The organism is Streptomyces sp. NPDC086989 (assembly GCF_044745505.1).
In the GTDB taxonomy this organism is placed as follows: Bacteria; Actinomycetota; Actinomycetes; order Streptomycetales; family Streptomycetaceae; genus Streptomyces.
In genome coordinates this window covers 336,451-351,660 of record NZ_JBIVAL010000009.1, presented here as the reverse complement: position 1 = coordinate 351,660, position 15,210 = coordinate 336,451, and the positions used below count along the sequence as shown (strand labels likewise).

Sequence of the window (15,210 nt, the reverse complement as noted above, 5' to 3'; positions counted from 1 at the left end):
AACCGGCCGGGGCCGCTGTCAGGTGCCGTCGACGAGGCGCTGGAGGCCCGGCGCGTACAGGTCGGCCAGGTGCTCGGCGCTCGCGTGCGCGCTCGCCCCGTCCGGGCGGTGCAGGCTCAGGGTGGCGCCCAGGCCCAGCAGTTGGCCGGCGATCAGCTCGGCCCGCAGCCCGGCGTCCGGCCCCGACAGGGTGGCGGCCAACCGACCGGTGACCTGCTCGCGGAAGCGCTCCCGGAGCAGGGTGCGTTCGTCCTCGATGCCGAGGGAGAACACCACCCGCAGCAGCGGGTCCCCCTGCAGGCGGTCCCGCAGCTCGACCATCGTCAGGACCAGGTGCCGCCCGAGCTCCGGCGGCGGCGCGGCGAACAGTTCGTCGGCGGCCGTCCCGAAGTCGGCGACCGTGTTGAACAGGGCCTCCTTGCTGCCGAACCGCTTCACGATCAGTGAGGGGCTCACCCCGGCGGCCGCGGCGATGCCCCGCATGGTGACCTCGGCGTACGGCCGCAGCGTGAACGCCCGGCGCGCGGCCCGCACGATGGCGTCGCGCCCGTTCCCTGGACCCGACCGTCCGTCGTCGTCTGCGGCGCCCGGCGGCGGGGCGGATCCGTCGGTGGTGCTCATGCGCTCTCCCGGGCGGCGGTCGCGGACGTCGGCACCGCGACCGTACCGCGCCTCCCGCCGCGGCCGCCCCGCGCCCCGGGCCCCGGCCGGTCCGACGGCAGGAACAGCGTCGCGACCAGCGCGGCGAGCGCCGCTCCGGCGGCGATCAGGAAGATCAGCAGGTACGCGTGCAGGGTCGGGGCGCTGCGCCCGCCGGCCAGGAACGTCATATGGGCCAGCACGGCCGCGACCACGGCGCTGCAGCAGGCCTGTCCGACGGAACGCATCAGGGTGTTCAGGCCGTTGGCCGCGGCGGTCTCGCCCACCGGCACGGCCCGTATGACCAGGGCGGGCAGCGCCGAGTACGCGATCGCCGTGCCCGAGGAGACGACGGTGGCGCCGGCCACGATCATCCAGAGGCTGTGGCTGGTGAAGAACCGGATCACGTAGCCGGCGGCCATGACCACGGCGGCGAGCGCGAGGGCGGTACGGGGGCCGTACGCGGCGGAGATCCGCGCGGAGACGGGGGAGAGGGCGACCATCGCCAGGCCGCCCGGCAGCAGGCACAGGCCGCTCACCACGATGGAGGCGCCGAGGCCGTAGCCCGTGCTCGTCGGCTCCTGCACCATCTGACCCGTGACGAGGGAGTTCGCGTAGAAGGCGAAACCGATCAGCAGCGCCGCGACGTTGGTCAGCAGCACCGCGGGCCGCGCCGAGACCCGAAGGTCCACCATGGGGGAGCGGGTGCGCAGCTCGAACCGGCCCCAGAGCAGGCCCACGGCCACCGACGCGCCGAGCAGGCAGAGCGTGCGCCCGGAGGTCCAGCCCCAGTCGGAGCCCTGGGTGATGGCGAGCAGCAGGCCGATGAGGAAGCCGGTCAGGCCGAGGGTCCCCGGCAGGTCGAAGCGCCCGGGGGAGCGGACGGGGGATTCCGGGACGATCCACAGCACCAGGAGCAGGTCGAGCAGGCCGAGGGCGGCCGAGGCCCAGAACATGGTGTGCCAGTCGAAGTTCTCCATCACCACGGCCGCCACCGGCAGACCGATCGCCGCACCGATGCCCAGGGTCGAGCTCATGAGGGCGATGGACGGCAGGATCCGCTCGGCGGGCAGTTCGTCCCGGATGATGCTGATGCCCAGCGGGATCACCGCGAGGGCCGCTCCCTGCAGGGCCCGGCCGGTGATCAGTACACCGATGTCGGAGCTGACCGCGGACAGCGCGGAGCCGAGGGTGAGGACGCCGAGCGAGGCCAGCAGCACGCGCCGTTTGCCGTACATGTCGCCGACGCGTCCGAGGACCGGGGTGAAGACCGCGCCGGTGAGGAGGGTGACGGTCACCAGCCAGCCCGCGGCGCCCGGGCTCGCACCCGTGAGTTCGGGGACGTGCGGGAGTAGCGGCACCACGAGGGTCTGCATCACGGCGACGACCATGCCGCAGAAGGCGAGGACGGGCACGACGAACCGGGAGTGCGCGGAGGGCTGACCGGCGGCGGGTATCGCGGAGGGCATGCTGCTCCAGACGGGGGAGGAGAGCGGGACACCGGGGGGTGCACGGTTGTTCACCCCTCAGGGTAAACGATTGTGCACCCCCGCGTCCGCGCCCGTCACGGGGGTGCTCGGCACCCGCGCCCGGCCGTCTCGGAATCCCCTGGAGCCACCCCCTGTCACGATCCGTCGCGAACGGCTGACACGGCTTCCGCGGCCGTGCGAAGTTGTCCGTGCAACGACCGCCGAAGGGGATGGGGGACGCATGCCCGAGTACGCAGGTTCCGACGAGGAAGCGGAGAAGGATCTGATCGCGTACTGCGAGAAGATCGATTTCGACCCGGAGTGGGTGGACCCGGAGAAATGGGCTGCGTCCATCAGGATCGCCCAGCAGAAGCAGTACGGCTTCGTGGAGGCCCGCAAGACGATCCTCAGCGACCAGGAGGACCTGGTGAAAGCGGGCGCCCGGGACGCCCGTCAGGCGAAGCTGGACGCGGACGCGGCGGATCTGCTCACTCGGATCACCTACGACCGCGACCTAAAGGATTCGCTGGTCGTCACCGTCCTCGAGCAGTGCGCCGCCGCCTACGTGGGCGGGGAACGCGTCAATCTCGGCCTCGGTGGCGCCCCGATGGACCGCGGCGCGTACGGCGATCTCCGTGACGAGTGGTCGGCGGCCGGGGACCTCGCCGACGGCGGCGTGTTCACCGACTTCGTCAGCCACGCACCCCAGAACAAGGCCGCACTCGGCAAGGGCCAGGTCGGCGACACCCTCGCCAAGCGGAAGGTCCAGGGCAACCTGCTCGTGCGCATCGCCGGCGTCCGCTTCAACATGCACATCGACATCTCGAACTGACCCGCTGGCCGACTCTGCCGCCGCCCGACCGCAGCCGGTCGGGCGGCGGTCGGGCGGCGGTGGCGACGACCTTGCCGCGTACGTGTCCGGTGGTGGAAGAGGCTGACCGCCTTCACGTTCTGGGCGACGAGGCCGTCGGGGCCCCGCCGGCCGGGTAGAGGGCCTTGGCCGCGCTGTAGGGAACCTCACACCTGCGCCGGCCGGGCGGGGCGGCGGCCGGGCTACGCGTCGAGGGCGTTGCGGCGGTTGGCCGCCCATCGGCCCACGTCAGGCGGGTGCGGCACGCCGCGGCGGGGGGTGTCTCCGTCTGGAACAAAAGGGACAAGTCGGGTATATCGGCTATTCAACAGGGTTTCGGTCATATGTCTCTTGATGGTGTGTCAGCCGCAAACGCGCGGGGCATAATCGGCCCCGGTCGACCGGGAGCAGTGGAGCCATCGGGATACCGACCGACTCCCAGGCGGAATTCCGCACCGGACCGACCCCCAAGGCGCTGTAGATGTCCCTGGCCAGCCGCACCCGCCTCGCGGCCCTGATCGCCGCGGTCTCCGTTGCCGCCGCCGGCGTGACGGGCTGGGCCTACGGGCACGGGGACGTGCGGCGGCAGGCGGCGCCCGAGGCCGTGGTGCGGCCGAGCGTGACCGAGGGCTCCACCCTCCAGATCGTCGCGCACCCCGATGACGACCTGTTCTTCATGAACCCCGACCTGAGCCGTTCCATATCCACCGGCATCAAGGTCACCACCGTCTACCTGACCTCCGGCGAGTCCGACGGCAGGAACGAAGCCCACAGCCCGCACCTGGACGACGCCGCGGGACCCGCCGACCGCGCCGCCTACGCGGAGGCCCGCCAGAACGGCATACGCGGGGCCTACGCGCAGATGGCCACCGGCGACCGCACCAGCGCGTGGCAGCGCAGGTCCGTCCCCACCGCCGGCGGCGGCAGCGCCGAGGTGGACGTCCTCGTCGCCCGGCCCGAAGTCAACCTGGTGTGGATGGAGCTCCGCGAGGCCCGCAGCATCTCCGGGGACAACCCGGACAGCCTGCGCGGCCTCTGGGACGGCAGGGTCCCCGCCCTGGGCTCCCAGCTGACGTCCGGGACACCGGTCAGGCAGGAGTTCTCGTACACCAGGGAACAGGTGACGGCCGCCATCGCGGACGTGTTCGCCCGGTACAAGCCGACCACGATACGCACGCAGGACCCGACCCCGGGCAGGACGGCCGCGGGCACCTTCCTCGACCACCAGGACCACATGTACGGCGCCCGCTTCGTCCAGGCGGCCGCCGCGCTCTACGCGCGGTCCACGGACCGCCCGCACTTCACGGTCCAGAACTACGTGAGCTACCCCAACAGCTCGCTGCCCCCGACGCTGGACCCGCAGACCGCCGAGGAGAAGCTCGGCTACCTCAAGACGTACGCATGGACGGACCACCAGGACTGGTGCGGCAGCCCCGCCGGCTGCGGCGACCGCAAGACCGCGACCAGGCCCACCGGCGCCGGCTGGAACCAGACCATCCGCTACAGCCGCGGTGACGGCACCTCCTGGATGGCCGAGGGCGCCTCCGGGCGGCTGTGGGCCTTCGCCGCGCTGGACGGCCGGATGGCGTACTGGACCCGTAGCGGCCCGCAGGCCGCCTGGCAGGGCCCCCGCTTCCTTCCCGGTGCCGGCATCGACACCGGCGCATCGGTGGTCCGGCTCCCCGACGGCAGGATCGCGGTGTTCGCCACCCGCACCACCCTCGGCCCGGGCCCCGAGCACTACGGCCGGGACGTCGTGTACGCCGTCCAGACCAAGGCCGACGGAGCGTTCGGCCCCTGGCAGTCCCTGGGCACCCCGGACACGACCGACCTGTCCGGCACCTCGGCGATCAGCGGGACGGCCGTCGCCGTCGATCCGGCAGGCCGGCTGACCGTGTACGTACGCGACTCCCGGCGCACACTGCGCGCCCGGACCCAGACGGCCCCCGGCGGCGCGTTCGGAACCTGGCAGGACCTCGGCGGCGCCGGCCTCCTCGGCGATCCGGTGACCGCGACCGACGGGTCGGGACGGCGCCACGTCTACGCGGCCACCGCGGGGTCGGTACTGGCCTGGGTCCAGCCGGCGCCGGGTGCCCCGTTCGGCGGTCCCTTCGCCACCGGGCTGCCGGTGACGACGGGCGTGCTCTCGGTGCGCCCCGAAGGCGACGGGGTCCGCCTGTTCTTCCGCCGGCCCGGCTCCGGTTCCGTCGGCACGAGCCTGGCCACCGTGGACGGGCCCGAGCCCCAGTTCTCCCGGGTCGCCGCGGCCGGCGGCCTCGGCGGGTACGGCGGGATCGGCGTCGCCGGCCACCTGCTCGCCGGCCGGGCGGGCGCGGGCACGGTCAGCGTGACCGGCGCGGACGCCCCACAGTCCTGGCAGGAATCGCAGATGCTGTACACGGGCGCCCCGGCCGGCGTGGCCGAGCGGGCCGGTACGACCGTCGCGGCCGCCCTCGGCCTGGACGCCGATCTGCACATCGTGACGGAGGTACCCGCGGCCGGATCCGAGCCGTCCGGCGGCCGGGCCCCGTCCCCGTGGCACCGGGCGGTCCCGCCCTCGACCCTCACCCAGGCCGCGCGCACCTCCTGAGGGCTGAGCCGGATCCGGGTGGCAGGGCGGACCGGGGCGGGCGAGGATGGCGGCCACGGCCACCGCGCGGAGCGACGCGGGCTGATCACCCCGCCGGTGCGGCCGGCCGGAATCTGACCCACGGGCGATCGGGGCTCCCATGCCTGCTCCTTCCACCCCTTCCCCCACCGCGCGCGGACGCGTGCGCGGGGCAGGGGGAACGCTCCGCGCCGTCGCCGCCTTCGTGGCCCTCGGCGCCCTCGCCACCGGGTGCAGGAACGACACCGCGCCCGCCTGGGGATACCCGGAGCTCGGCGCGACCCTCGGCGCCCTGACCCGCGATCTCGACGAGGCCTGCGCCGAGACGGCCCCCTCGGGCTGCCTGGCCGGACTCGACCGGCTCGGCGTGCTCGCGGAGCGGGCCTTCGCCGAGGTGCTCGACCACCGGCTGCTCGACGTCGGGTACGTCGTCGCGATGCACGACGTGGAAGGGGCCAGGGAGCTGCGCGTCGCCGCCGCCCGGGAGGCCCGGATCCGGCACGACCCGCACTACCTCCCGTTGCGGCGGGCGGTGCTGGCGGAGCGGCTCGCGTACCGGCGCCTGCTCGCCGCGCTGGAGAGCCTGCGCACCGCACCGCCGCCCGGTGACGGGACCGGGCCCGTGTGAGGCGCCCTCGGCGCGCCGCTCTACGGCCGCGAGGGCGGAGTGGGGAGCGCCCCGCCGTCGAGAGCCACCAGGGTGAGGACGACGATCGAGCCCGTCCACGCCAAGGGAGCGACGGAGGACGGACTTCCCGCCGCGTCGACCTTCTCGGGCAGCTCACCGAGCAAGTTCCGCTTGGACAGGACCCAGTCCAGCACCCGCCCGGCCTTCGCGGTCTTCCCCGTGGCGGCCCACGCGAGGGCGAAGAACGAGGTGCTGGGCGTCCAGGCGGTCCCGCCCCAGGGCGCCGTCGCATCGTTTCCGGGCGTGAGACCGCCGTTGGGCAGGAGCAGGGCCTCGTACGTGGCGTCGAGGGCGCGCGGCAGGTCGCCCGGCGCCGTGTTGAAGGGCGGCGCCATGAACGCCGCGGCGCTGTCGCGGCCGTGCCGTCCGTCGACGGTGCGCTGGTATCCCAGAGGCGCGAACTTCGCGGATATCCCGGACGAAAGCCGCCGGGCGGCGTCGGCCCAGTGCGCCGCGTCGTCCGGCCGGTGCACCTCCCGGGCCAGGTCCGCGGACGCGTTGAGACCGGCCAGCAGGGGCGCGGCCGTGCCGATGTTGGCCGTGGTCGTCATCAGCTCCCAGTAGTCCGGTGAAGCCGGGGGCAGCCCGTCCGCCCCCAGGGAGGCCGCCGCACGGTCGGCCGCCCTGCGGATCATCGGGTAGAGGGCGGTCAGCCGGGCGCGGCGGTCGCTGCGGGGCGCCGTCTGGTACCACTGCCAGGCGGCCCAGGGGATCCAGCCGTTCGCGTCGAGCTGCCACGGCCTGCCGTCCGGCGGGCCGGAGCCGTCGAGTTTCGTCCGGGCCTCCCAGGTGCCGTCCGCCCGCTGGGTCGCGGCGCTGTAGCGCAGGATCCGGTGGGCCTCGGCATCGTGGCCGGTGTGCGCGAACGCGGCGGCGGCGAAGGCGGAGTCCCGCGGCCAGGAGTACATCCAGCCGGGGGTCCATCCCGCGGCCATGGCCCCGTTCGGCCGGAGCAGGGCGCGCATGGTCAGCAGGGCCCGCCCGGCCGCCTCGCGCTGGGCGGGCGAACCGCCCGGGACGCGGCCCGCCGCCAGCCAGGCCCGGCTCTGCGCGATCTGCGCCCGGGCCCCCGCGTCGTCGGGGGCCACCAGGGCCGACGCCGTCCTGTGGGCGGGGAGGTACTTCCACCGGCCGGACGGCAGCACCAGGACGTTGCTCCCGCCGATGTACCGGGCGCCCTGGGCGAGGGACGGGGCTATGCCCTCGGTGGCGGTCGTGTTGGAGAGCAGACCGGCGGTGGGCGTGACGAGCATCGACAGAGGCGCGTAGTTGCCCTCGGCATCGCCGTGGCTCTGGTGTCCCAGGGGCCGCACGAACCACACCGGCGGTGCCTCGCGGGCGGGTCGTCCGACCGGACTTCCCGCGCCGCGCACCGGAAGAGCGACGCCCGCGAGGGACGCCGTGACCACCGCCACGGACAGCGCCACCGTCCAGCGAACGAGCCGGAGAGCAGGCATCACCACTCCTTCCGCCGGGCCGGCGGGCGGCGCGGACCTCCGGAATCCCCATCGTGGACGAGCCGTTCGGACCCCGCCACGACAGACCGCCGCCCGGGTGACCCCGGACCGGAACCACGACGCCGTCACGGCGGGGGCCGGGCCGGCTCTCGGATGCCGGTGTGCGGCGAACCGTGCACATTGGAGTGACCGGACCCTCCCACGACCGACCGGGATCTCCCACGACCGACCGGACCCTCCCACGACCGACCGGGCCCTCCCACGACCGGGTACGGCGGGGGCATCGGCCATCGGTCCGATCGAACGCCGCAGCGAAGGACTGGTGCATGGGCACTGTTTCGACCGAGTGCGAGGACCGCCCGACCCGTTCCCCCCGAGCGGCCCGGGCCGGCGACCGTCGCCCGTACCTGCGCGGGCGGCTGCTGCCCGTCGCGGGCGCCACCCTCGTGGCGGCGGCCGGGGCGCTGATCGCCGTCGGGTGCTTCCTCGGCCTCTACCTGCGCCCCACCTCGGACGACTGGTGTGCCGCTTGGAAATCCCGTGACCTGGGCGTACTCGGCATCACATCCGACTTCTACCTGACCCAGAACGGCCGGATCGCCAACGCCTTCCTGAGCGGCGTCGTCTACGGCGACGGATTCGCCGGAGTCAAGGTCCTGCCCACCGTCATCGCCGTCTCCTTCACGGTCGGCCTGGTCCTGCTGGGGTGCCGGTTCGTCCGCCTCCTCGGTGCACGCCCCCCGGTGCCGCTCGTGCTCGCCTGCGCCCTGGTCGTCCAGGCGGTGCTCTACTACGCCGGACCGCGCAGCTACCAGGTACTGCTGTGGGCCCCCGCCACCATTTCGCACACCGTTCCCAGCGTGATCGGGGTGTGGGCGCTCCTCCTGGCCGTGCGGACCGTCCGCCATCCCCGGGCCGCGGTCCGTGCGGCCGGCTTCGCCGCCGCGTTCCTCATCGGGTGCGGGCTCGGCACCCTGAGTGAACCGTTCGCCCTCGTCAGCGGTCTGCTCGCGGCCGGAGCGGCCCTGCTGGCGCTGCCCCGCCTCAAACTGGCACGGTCCTGGCATCCGTTTACCTGGTGCGCACTGTGGTGCGGCGGGCTCGTCTGCGGTCTGATCGTCCTCTACACGTCCCCCGGCGCCCGGTGGCGCCGGGCCCAGCAGCCGGCCGGGGAGTCCGCACTGTCCCCGGGCGAACTGCGGGAAGCCGTACGGGACTGGCTGCGCATGTGGGACGCCGTCACCGGCCAGTGGGCCTACCTCGGCGCCGCCGCGGTCGGCGTCCTCCTCGGTCTGGCGGTGGGCCGGCGGACGGGTCCGCCCGGAATGCGGTGGCGTGCCGGAGCACCGCGGACGGTGCGGGCCGCCGTACTGCTGCTCCCCGTCCCGGTGGTCGTGCTGGGATCGTTCGCCGTGGTGGTGGGCCTGCGCAGCGGATACGGGCCGAACGGCTGGACGTACGCGCGGGCCTGGACGAACTACCTGGTCCCGATGGAGCTGGCCCTCTGCGCGTACGGGGCCCTGCTGGGGGAGCGGGCCGGCCGGTGGCTCGCCGGCCGGCGGACCCCCGGCGCGGCGGGGCCGTCCGCCGTCGTGGCCGCCGTCGTGGCCGCGGCAGGCCTGGCGCTGGCCGGCCTGGCGGTACTCGTCCCCGGCGTCCAGCAGCTCACCACGGCGACGGTCACCCGTGCGGCCGCCTGGGACGCCCAGGACTCCCGCATCCGGACCGAGGTCGCACACGGCGCCACCGACGTCGGGTACCGGCCCCTGTACATCGGGAGCCTGGCCGAGCCGTTCTTCACCTCGGCCTACCCGCGGGACTGGGTCGCCGCCTGTGTCTCGAAGTGGTACGGCATCGACCGTATCCACCGCCTCTGAGCCGTTCCGTTCGTCCCGGTGGTTGGTACGGGATCGGGACGTTGCCGTCACGTCCCCGGGCTGGACTCCGTCGCCGCGGAGTGGCTCAGTGGGAACAGCGCGCCGTCACGGGCCGGGCCCATGACGCCGAGACCTGTTTCCGACCGATCGTCATGTGACGAAGGGGGATTCCGAGCCATGAGTGACGGCAGAGGCGAGCCGGACGTGCCGCGTCCGGAGAACGACACGGCGGCCCACGCACACGTCCCGGGCACCGGCGGAGGCTTCACCGACCCCACCCCGGGAGCGGGCGGCGACGGCATCATCGTGCAGGGAGGGCACCAGGCGCCGGACTCCCACTCGGCGCAGGCGATCGGTCCGAAGCAGGACGATCCGCGGGCGATCGGTCCGAAGCAGGATGACCCGCGGGCGATCGGTCCGAAGCAGGATGATCCGCGGGCGATCGGTCCGAAGCAGGATGATCCGCGGGCGATCGGTCCGAAGCAGGACGATCCGCGGGCGGTCGGCGACGGGATCATCGTCCAGGGCGGGCGTACCGGGCATCCGGACGACAAGTCGCGTCAGAAGCGTGCCAAGAAGAAGCCGAAGACCATGGCGCTGATCATCGGTGGTGTCATGGTGGTGACCGTGGGAGGAGCGTTCCTCGGCCGGCAGCTGGGGCATGACCCGGCCACCCTCGTGCCGCAGGCCGCGGCGACGCCCACCGCCGCCGTACCGGCCGCCCCCGCCCCTTCGGATCCCGCCGGGAGCAGCAGCCCGTCGCCCGCTGCCGGCGCGAGCGCCCCCGCCTCGCCGACGCCCGTCGCCGCCCAGCCCTCCGCCCGCAGTAGCAGCGGCACCGGCAGCGCCGCACCGCCCCGGACAACTCCGTCGGCGCAGCCGAAGCCGTCCGGCTCCCCTGCTCCGGTCGCCGTACCGGTACTGACGCTGCGTCCGGCCGGCGTCCAGGAGTTCTGCGCGAACGGCGAGTGGCCGCACGCCGTCACGATCCGCAACAGCGGTGGCGGCAAGCTGAACTGGACGGTCGGCCGGCTGCCCGCCGGGGTCACCGCCAGTCCGAGCAGCGGTTCCCTCGCCGCGGACGCCTCGCAGGAGATCACGCTGGGCGGCAGGGCCGAACAACTGCCTCCGAACGGCCACTTCACGCTCGACTTCTCCGGCAACGGCGGCACCGGGCAGGTGACGGTCACCTGCGCCTGACGGTCACCTGCGCCTGACGGTGGAGAGGCCGGTCCGGCCGTACTGTTCACAGGAGTCGGTCCGGTCGCGGCAAGGGGGGAGCCAGCTCATGCGACGCACTGATTCCATCGACCCCTCGGTTCCCGCCGGGGCGCGGGGGGTCGAGATGACCCGGGTGGGGGACCGGTGGCGGGTGACCCGGCCGTGGCCCGCCCCACTGCGGCCGTACGTGCACAGTTACGCCGGATACTGGGAGGCCGCGGCCTCGTCCTACCGGGTGCGGCTGGTCCCCACGGGGCGGGCGGTCGTGCTGATCAGCCTGGGGGAGCCGTTCGCGCAGGTCCGCCGGCTGGGGGCCTCGGAGGCGAACGGCCAGGTGACCGGCTCGCTGGTCGCGGGCCTGGAGGACGGGCCCCGGGAGTGTGACCACCCCGGTGGCCAGGAGGCGATCCGGATCGAGTTGACCCCGCTGGGTGCCTACCGGCTGTTCGCCGTCCCGATGCGCGAGCTGACCAACCGGGTGGTCGGACTGCGCGACGCCCTCGGCCCGGGATCAGAGGTGCTGGCCGAGCGGCTGGCGGCCACCACCGACTGGGCTGCCCGGTTCGACCTCCTCGACTTCGCATTGTCGGCGCGGATCGCGCGCGGCCCGGATCCCGCGCCCGAGGTGGAACAGGCCTGGCGGCTGCTGCTGCGCGCCGACGGGGCGATGCCGGTGGGGCGGATCGCGGCCGAAGTGGGCTGGAGTCAGGGCCATCTGGTCCGGCGGTTCACCGAACAGGTGGGTCTGTCGCCCAAGATGTCCGCCCGGGTCCTGCGTTTCCACCGCTCGGTACGGCTGTTGACCCGTGAGGGCGCGGACCTCTCCGCGGTGGCTGCCGCGTGCGGCTACTACGACCAGGCCCACCTCAACCGCGAGTTCCGTGCGCTGGCCGGCACCACGCCCGGCCGGATGGCGGCCGCCCGTGTCACGGAGGGGGCCATCGCCCTGTGAGGTGGGGCACGAGGTCAGATTTTTCCAAGCCGCCCCCTACGGCTGTCGATAGCGTCCCCTCCGGGTTGATCAGGTACGTCTCGGTGGCGCACCTGGTCCGGAGGAGAGGGAGTACGAGATGGAAGACCTGCTGCGCATTCTCGTGGCCGGCGCGCTGTCGGGCGGGCTGATCGGTCTGGTGGGGGCGCTCGGCCGGCGCAACCGCAGGCGTCGCGAGGGCGGCGGACCGGACGGCCGCTGACTCCGCCCGTCAGCCGTCGGCCGCGCCGGACGGCGCGGGCCAGGAAGTGGGCCGTGGTGTCCTCGTACGCGTCCAGACGCCGGCCCGTCGTCTCCAGCGCGGGCCGTCGCCAGTGCTGATGCGCGCTCGCTCCAGGAGGGCGGCGCGCGGGTCGGGGAGGTGGTCGATCAGCCCAAGCCGAGAAGATCCCGGGGACGGACGCACGGGGGAGCGGTAGCCGGGTGCGGTCGGCGGCGAGGAAGTGCCCACGGCGGCCGCGGCCGTGCCGGGTGGCGGCCGCCGGCACGGCCGGGGTGACGTGCGTCGGCAGGTGTGGGCGGGGGGTGCGGGCGGGCGGCCTCACGCGGCCGCGGCAGGAACCGTGAGGCGATCGGAGCGCGAGCGCAACGCGGTCGGTCGGAGGCGGAAACGCATGCGGTGGACAGTCGGACGCATGCCCTCCGCTACCGTCGCCGCCCAGCCCGCTTCCCCACCCCGCATCCCGCCGGACACCCGGCCGGTGTCCTGGACCCGGGCCCGGGTCCTGGCGCACGGCGCCGCGCGGCCGGCGGGTGCCAGGACCGTGCCGCTCGGCGAGGCCGCCGGGCTCACGCTGGCCGAGGCGCTGGCCGCCCTGCATCCGCTCCCGCCGTTCGACACCTCCGCCATGGACGGATACGCCGTGGCCGGTTCCGGTCCCTGGCGGGTGCGGGCGGCGGTCCGGGCCGGGGTCGCCTGGAACGGCGTACTCGGTGCGGGGGAGTGCGTGGAGATCTCCACGGGCGCGCAGGTGCCCGCAGGGGCGCGTGCCGTGCTGCCGCTGGAGTCCGTGCGGGCCGCGGAGAACGGCCGGGTGTCGGGACCCGCGCCGGCGCCGGGCCGGCACGTCCGGCGCGCGGGCGAGGACGCCCCGGCGGGCAGCCGCCTCGCACCGGCGGGCAGCCGGGTGGGTCCGGCGCTGCTCGGGCTCGCCGCGTCCTGCGGCCACGACACCCTGACGGTGCGGCCGCGCCCCCGGGTCGCCGTACTGGTGACCGGCGACGAGCTGGACCGGTCGGGCGTCCCCGTACGCGGGCGGGTGCGCGACGCCCTCGGGCCGCTCGTCCCGGCCCTGGTCGCCGAACTCGGCGGCGAGTGCGGCCCGGTGCGCCACGTCGGAGACCGGCCGGCCGGACGGCTGGCCGATGCGCTGCGCACGGCGGTGGAGGCCGACGTCGTCGTGGTCACGGGCTCCACCTCCGTCGGCGCCACCGATCAGCTGCGCCGACTGCTCGGCGGGGTCGGGGCGCGGATGGTCGTCGACACCGTCGCCTGCCGGCCCGGACACCCCATGCTGCTCGCCGAACTGTCCGGACGCGCCGAACCGCCGCAGCACGCCGAAGCGCTCAACCGCGCCGAAGCGGTCGGACTCGCCCCGAGCCGCTGGGTGGTGGGGCTGCCGGGAAATCCGTACGCCGCCCTGGTCGCCGCCCGCACCCTGCTCGGCCCGCTGATCGCGGGCCTGTCCGGCCGCGCCCTCGCCCCCCTGCCGCACGCCCCCGTCCGGGGGCGGCTGCGGCCTGCCCCGGGACTGACCCGGCTGGTGCCCGTCACCTGGGAGGGCGACGGAGCCGAGATCGCCGACGGGCACCGCTCGGCGTTCCTGCGGGGCGCCGCCGTGGGCGACGCGCTCGCCGCCATCCCGCCGGACTGGACCGACGGCAGCCCGGCGCCGCTCCTCCTGACCACCGGCTGACCCCGGCGAACGGTACGGCTGCTCCGGCAGCGGCTCCGCGGTCCGTACGCGCACGCGCACGCGCCGTCCTGCACCTGCGGCAAGGGCTCGACCATCTCCGGGTGATTGCTTGGGAAGAGGCCGGCTCGGGCCGTGTCTGTGGGGCCTTCCGACCAGCCGGACGGGCTCAGGGCCGGCGGGCCCGGGGCCCGGCCAGGGAGTTCAGCAGGGCGGCGCCCCGCTCGGCGTCGTCCACGCTGACCGCGAAGTCCCTTCCCCCGGACCGGATCACCAGGCATGCGCCGCTGCGCAGCATCACCGTCACGCCGAGGCCGCTGAGCCGGTAGCCCCAGCCGCCGACCTGCGCCGGCGTCCGGTCCTCGGCCCGCGCCCACTCGATGTCCGCCGCGTCCCAGTGCCGTACCGGCCAGCCGAACGGCCCGAACGCCACGTCGAGCCCACGCTCGGCGACCCGTACCCGTACCGAGGAACAGGCCAGCACCGCGATCGAGACCACCGCGAACGGTGCGATCAGCGACCACACCGGCTCCGCCGGACCCCCGATCCCCACGAGCAGCGCGGCCAGCGCGACGGCGCCGGTGACGGCGGCGAGCAGGCTCAGCCACGGGTTCGCCGTACGGGAGAGCCACACCCGGCGCTCCCCCTCGGGAATGTCCATCCGCGGGCCCCGGCCCGGCGCCGCGGGAGCGACGGGCCGACGGCTCGTCAGCACCCCCACCGCGCCGGCCGCGAACGCGGCCACCACGGTGGCGACCGCGCCCACGGTCACCGGGTCCGCGTCGTGCCAGTCGGGGTGACGGAGGTTCGCCCACACGATGGAGGCCTGCGCCCCGGCGAGCAGCACCCCGCCGGAGGCCAGGACCGCCCCGCGCAGGCGGCGCGCCGCCCGCCACAGCACGGCAGTCACGACGAGGACGGTCCAGATCGCGGCCGGCACCAGTACGGCCGCCCAGAGCGGAAGCGATCCGTCGGGCTGCCCGGACGCCCCCCAGTGCGTGGCCAGCCGGTCCCGTAACCCGCTGCGCGCCATCGGCGGCAGCGCCACGAGCAAGGTGAGTATCCCGGCCGACCAGGCGGCCGTCCCCCATGCGAACCCGCCCGTGGATCCCCCGTGGTCCTTCACTGCGTCTCCTTGATCATCTGTATGAGCTCGGCCCTGCCGTATCCCAGGCGCGCCCCGTCGGCCACCAGTTGCCGCACCCGCTCCAGCAGCGCCGACCGCCCGTCGGCCCCGTCGGCCACGGTCACTCCGCGGCCCCGGCGGAACTCCAGCAGCCCTTCGTCGCGCAGCGCGCGCAGCCCCCGCAGGACGGTGTTCGTGTTGACGCCCAGGGCCTGCGACAAGTCCCGTGCGGGCGGCAGCCGGTCGCCCGGCCCGCACTCGCCTTCGGCGATGGCGCGCCGGACGGCCCCGGCCACCTGCTCGTGGAGGGGGCGGTTGTCCGCGATGTTCAGCCTCAGCAACATGATGCTAATGAAGCTAGCACCATCTGG

At 74.6% G+C, this 15,210-nt stretch carries 13 protein-coding genes; 8 read left to right on the top strand and 5 right to left on the bottom strand.

Going from position 1 to position 15,210, the window contains the following annotated elements; all coding sequences use genetic code 11:
* Positions 1-18: 18 nt before the first annotated feature.
* Together ACIPK4_RS23985 and ACIPK4_RS23980 are read right to left on the bottom strand one after the other, a co-directional pair.
* A complete protein-coding gene (locus ACIPK4_RS23985; protein ID WP_402315749.1) occupies positions 19-621 on the bottom strand; it encodes a TetR family transcriptional regulator in 603 nt (200 codons plus the stop codon).
* Positions 618-2,108: an MFS transporter gene (locus ACIPK4_RS23980; protein WP_402315805.1), complete on the bottom strand. Its 1,491-nt coding sequence runs from the start codon at positions 2,106-2,108 to the stop codon at positions 618-620. Before ACIPK4_RS23980 ends, ACIPK4_RS23985 begins: the two co-directional genes overlap by 4 nt.
* A 241-nt stretch (positions 2,109-2,349) precedes the next feature.
* On the opposite strand from ACIPK4_RS23980, the gene ACIPK4_RS23975 reads away from it, so the two are divergent.
* The 3 genes from ACIPK4_RS23975 (at position 2,350) to ACIPK4_RS23965 (ending at position 6,194) form a co-directional block, all read left to right on the top strand.
* Positions 2,350-2,940 (top strand): hypothetical protein, encoded by a 591-nt coding sequence (locus ACIPK4_RS23975; RefSeq protein WP_402315747.1) that lies wholly within the window; start codon positions 2,350-2,352, stop codon positions 2,938-2,940.
* 499 nt (positions 2,941-3,439) lie between these two features.
* The gene (locus tag ACIPK4_RS23970) at positions 3,440-5,548 is read left to right on the top strand and encodes a PIG-L family deacetylase (RefSeq protein ID WP_402315745.1); all 2,109 of its coding nucleotides are present in this window, start codon (positions 3,440-3,442) and stop codon (positions 5,546-5,548) included.
* A 181-nt stretch (positions 5,549-5,729) separates the two neighbouring features.
* Positions 5,730-6,194: a hypothetical protein gene (locus ACIPK4_RS23965; RefSeq protein WP_402315744.1), complete on the top strand. Its 465-nt coding sequence runs from the start codon at positions 5,730-5,732 to the stop codon at positions 6,192-6,194.
* A 20-nt stretch (positions 6,195-6,214) separates the two neighbouring features.
* Here the strand turns inward: ACIPK4_RS23965 and ACIPK4_RS23960 are convergent, their stop codons facing one another.
* On the bottom strand, positions 6,215-7,711 hold the full coding sequence (locus ACIPK4_RS23960) for a hypothetical protein (RefSeq protein ID WP_402315743.1): 1,497 nt from the start codon (positions 7,709-7,711) through the stop codon (positions 6,215-6,217).
* Between the two features lie 326 nt (positions 7,712-8,037).
* Between ACIPK4_RS23960 and ACIPK4_RS23955 the strand changes: the two genes are divergently transcribed.
* The 5 genes from ACIPK4_RS23955 to ACIPK4_RS23935 all read left to right on the top strand — a co-directional run bounded on the left by ACIPK4_RS23955 (position 8,038) and on the right by ACIPK4_RS23935 (position 13,716).
* On the top strand, positions 8,038-9,588 hold the full coding sequence (locus ACIPK4_RS23955; RefSeq protein ID WP_402315741.1) for a DUF6056 family protein: 1,551 nt from the start codon (positions 8,038-8,040) through the stop codon (positions 9,586-9,588).
* A 177-nt stretch (positions 9,589-9,765) separates the two neighbouring features.
* Positions 9,766-10,788, top strand: coding sequence for a hypothetical protein (locus ACIPK4_RS23950; protein WP_402315739.1), 1,023 nt, complete (start codon positions 9,766-9,768; stop codon positions 10,786-10,788).
* 88 nt (positions 10,789-10,876) lie between these two features.
* Entirely contained in the window at positions 10,877-11,761 is an 885-nt protein-coding gene (locus ACIPK4_RS23945; RefSeq protein WP_402315737.1) for a helix-turn-helix domain-containing protein, read from the top strand.
* Between the two features lie 118 nt (positions 11,762-11,879).
* Positions 11,880-12,002 (top strand): hypothetical protein, encoded by a 123-nt coding sequence (locus tag ACIPK4_RS23940; protein ID WP_376201066.1) that lies wholly within the window; start codon positions 11,880-11,882, stop codon positions 12,000-12,002.
* A gap of 433 nt (positions 12,003-12,435) precedes the next feature.
* A complete protein-coding gene (locus ACIPK4_RS23935) occupies positions 12,436-13,716 on the top strand; it encodes a molybdopterin molybdotransferase MoeA (RefSeq protein ID WP_402315735.1) in 1,281 nt (426 codons plus the stop codon).
* Positions 13,717-13,882: 166 nt separating this feature from the next.
* On the opposite strand, the gene ACIPK4_RS23930 is transcribed toward ACIPK4_RS23935, so the two are convergent.
* Together ACIPK4_RS23930 and ACIPK4_RS23925 are read right to left on the bottom strand one after the other, a co-directional pair.
* Positions 13,883-14,839 (bottom strand): DUF1648 domain-containing protein, encoded by a 957-nt coding sequence (locus tag ACIPK4_RS23930; RefSeq protein ID WP_402315734.1) that lies wholly within the window; start codon positions 14,837-14,839, stop codon positions 13,883-13,885.
* Positions 14,836-15,183: a GntR family transcriptional regulator gene (locus tag ACIPK4_RS23925; RefSeq protein WP_402315732.1), complete on the bottom strand. Its 348-nt coding sequence runs from the start codon at positions 15,181-15,183 to the stop codon at positions 14,836-14,838. Before ACIPK4_RS23925 ends, ACIPK4_RS23930 begins: the two co-directional genes overlap by 4 nt.
* Between the last annotated feature and the right edge of the window lie 27 nt (positions 15,184-15,210).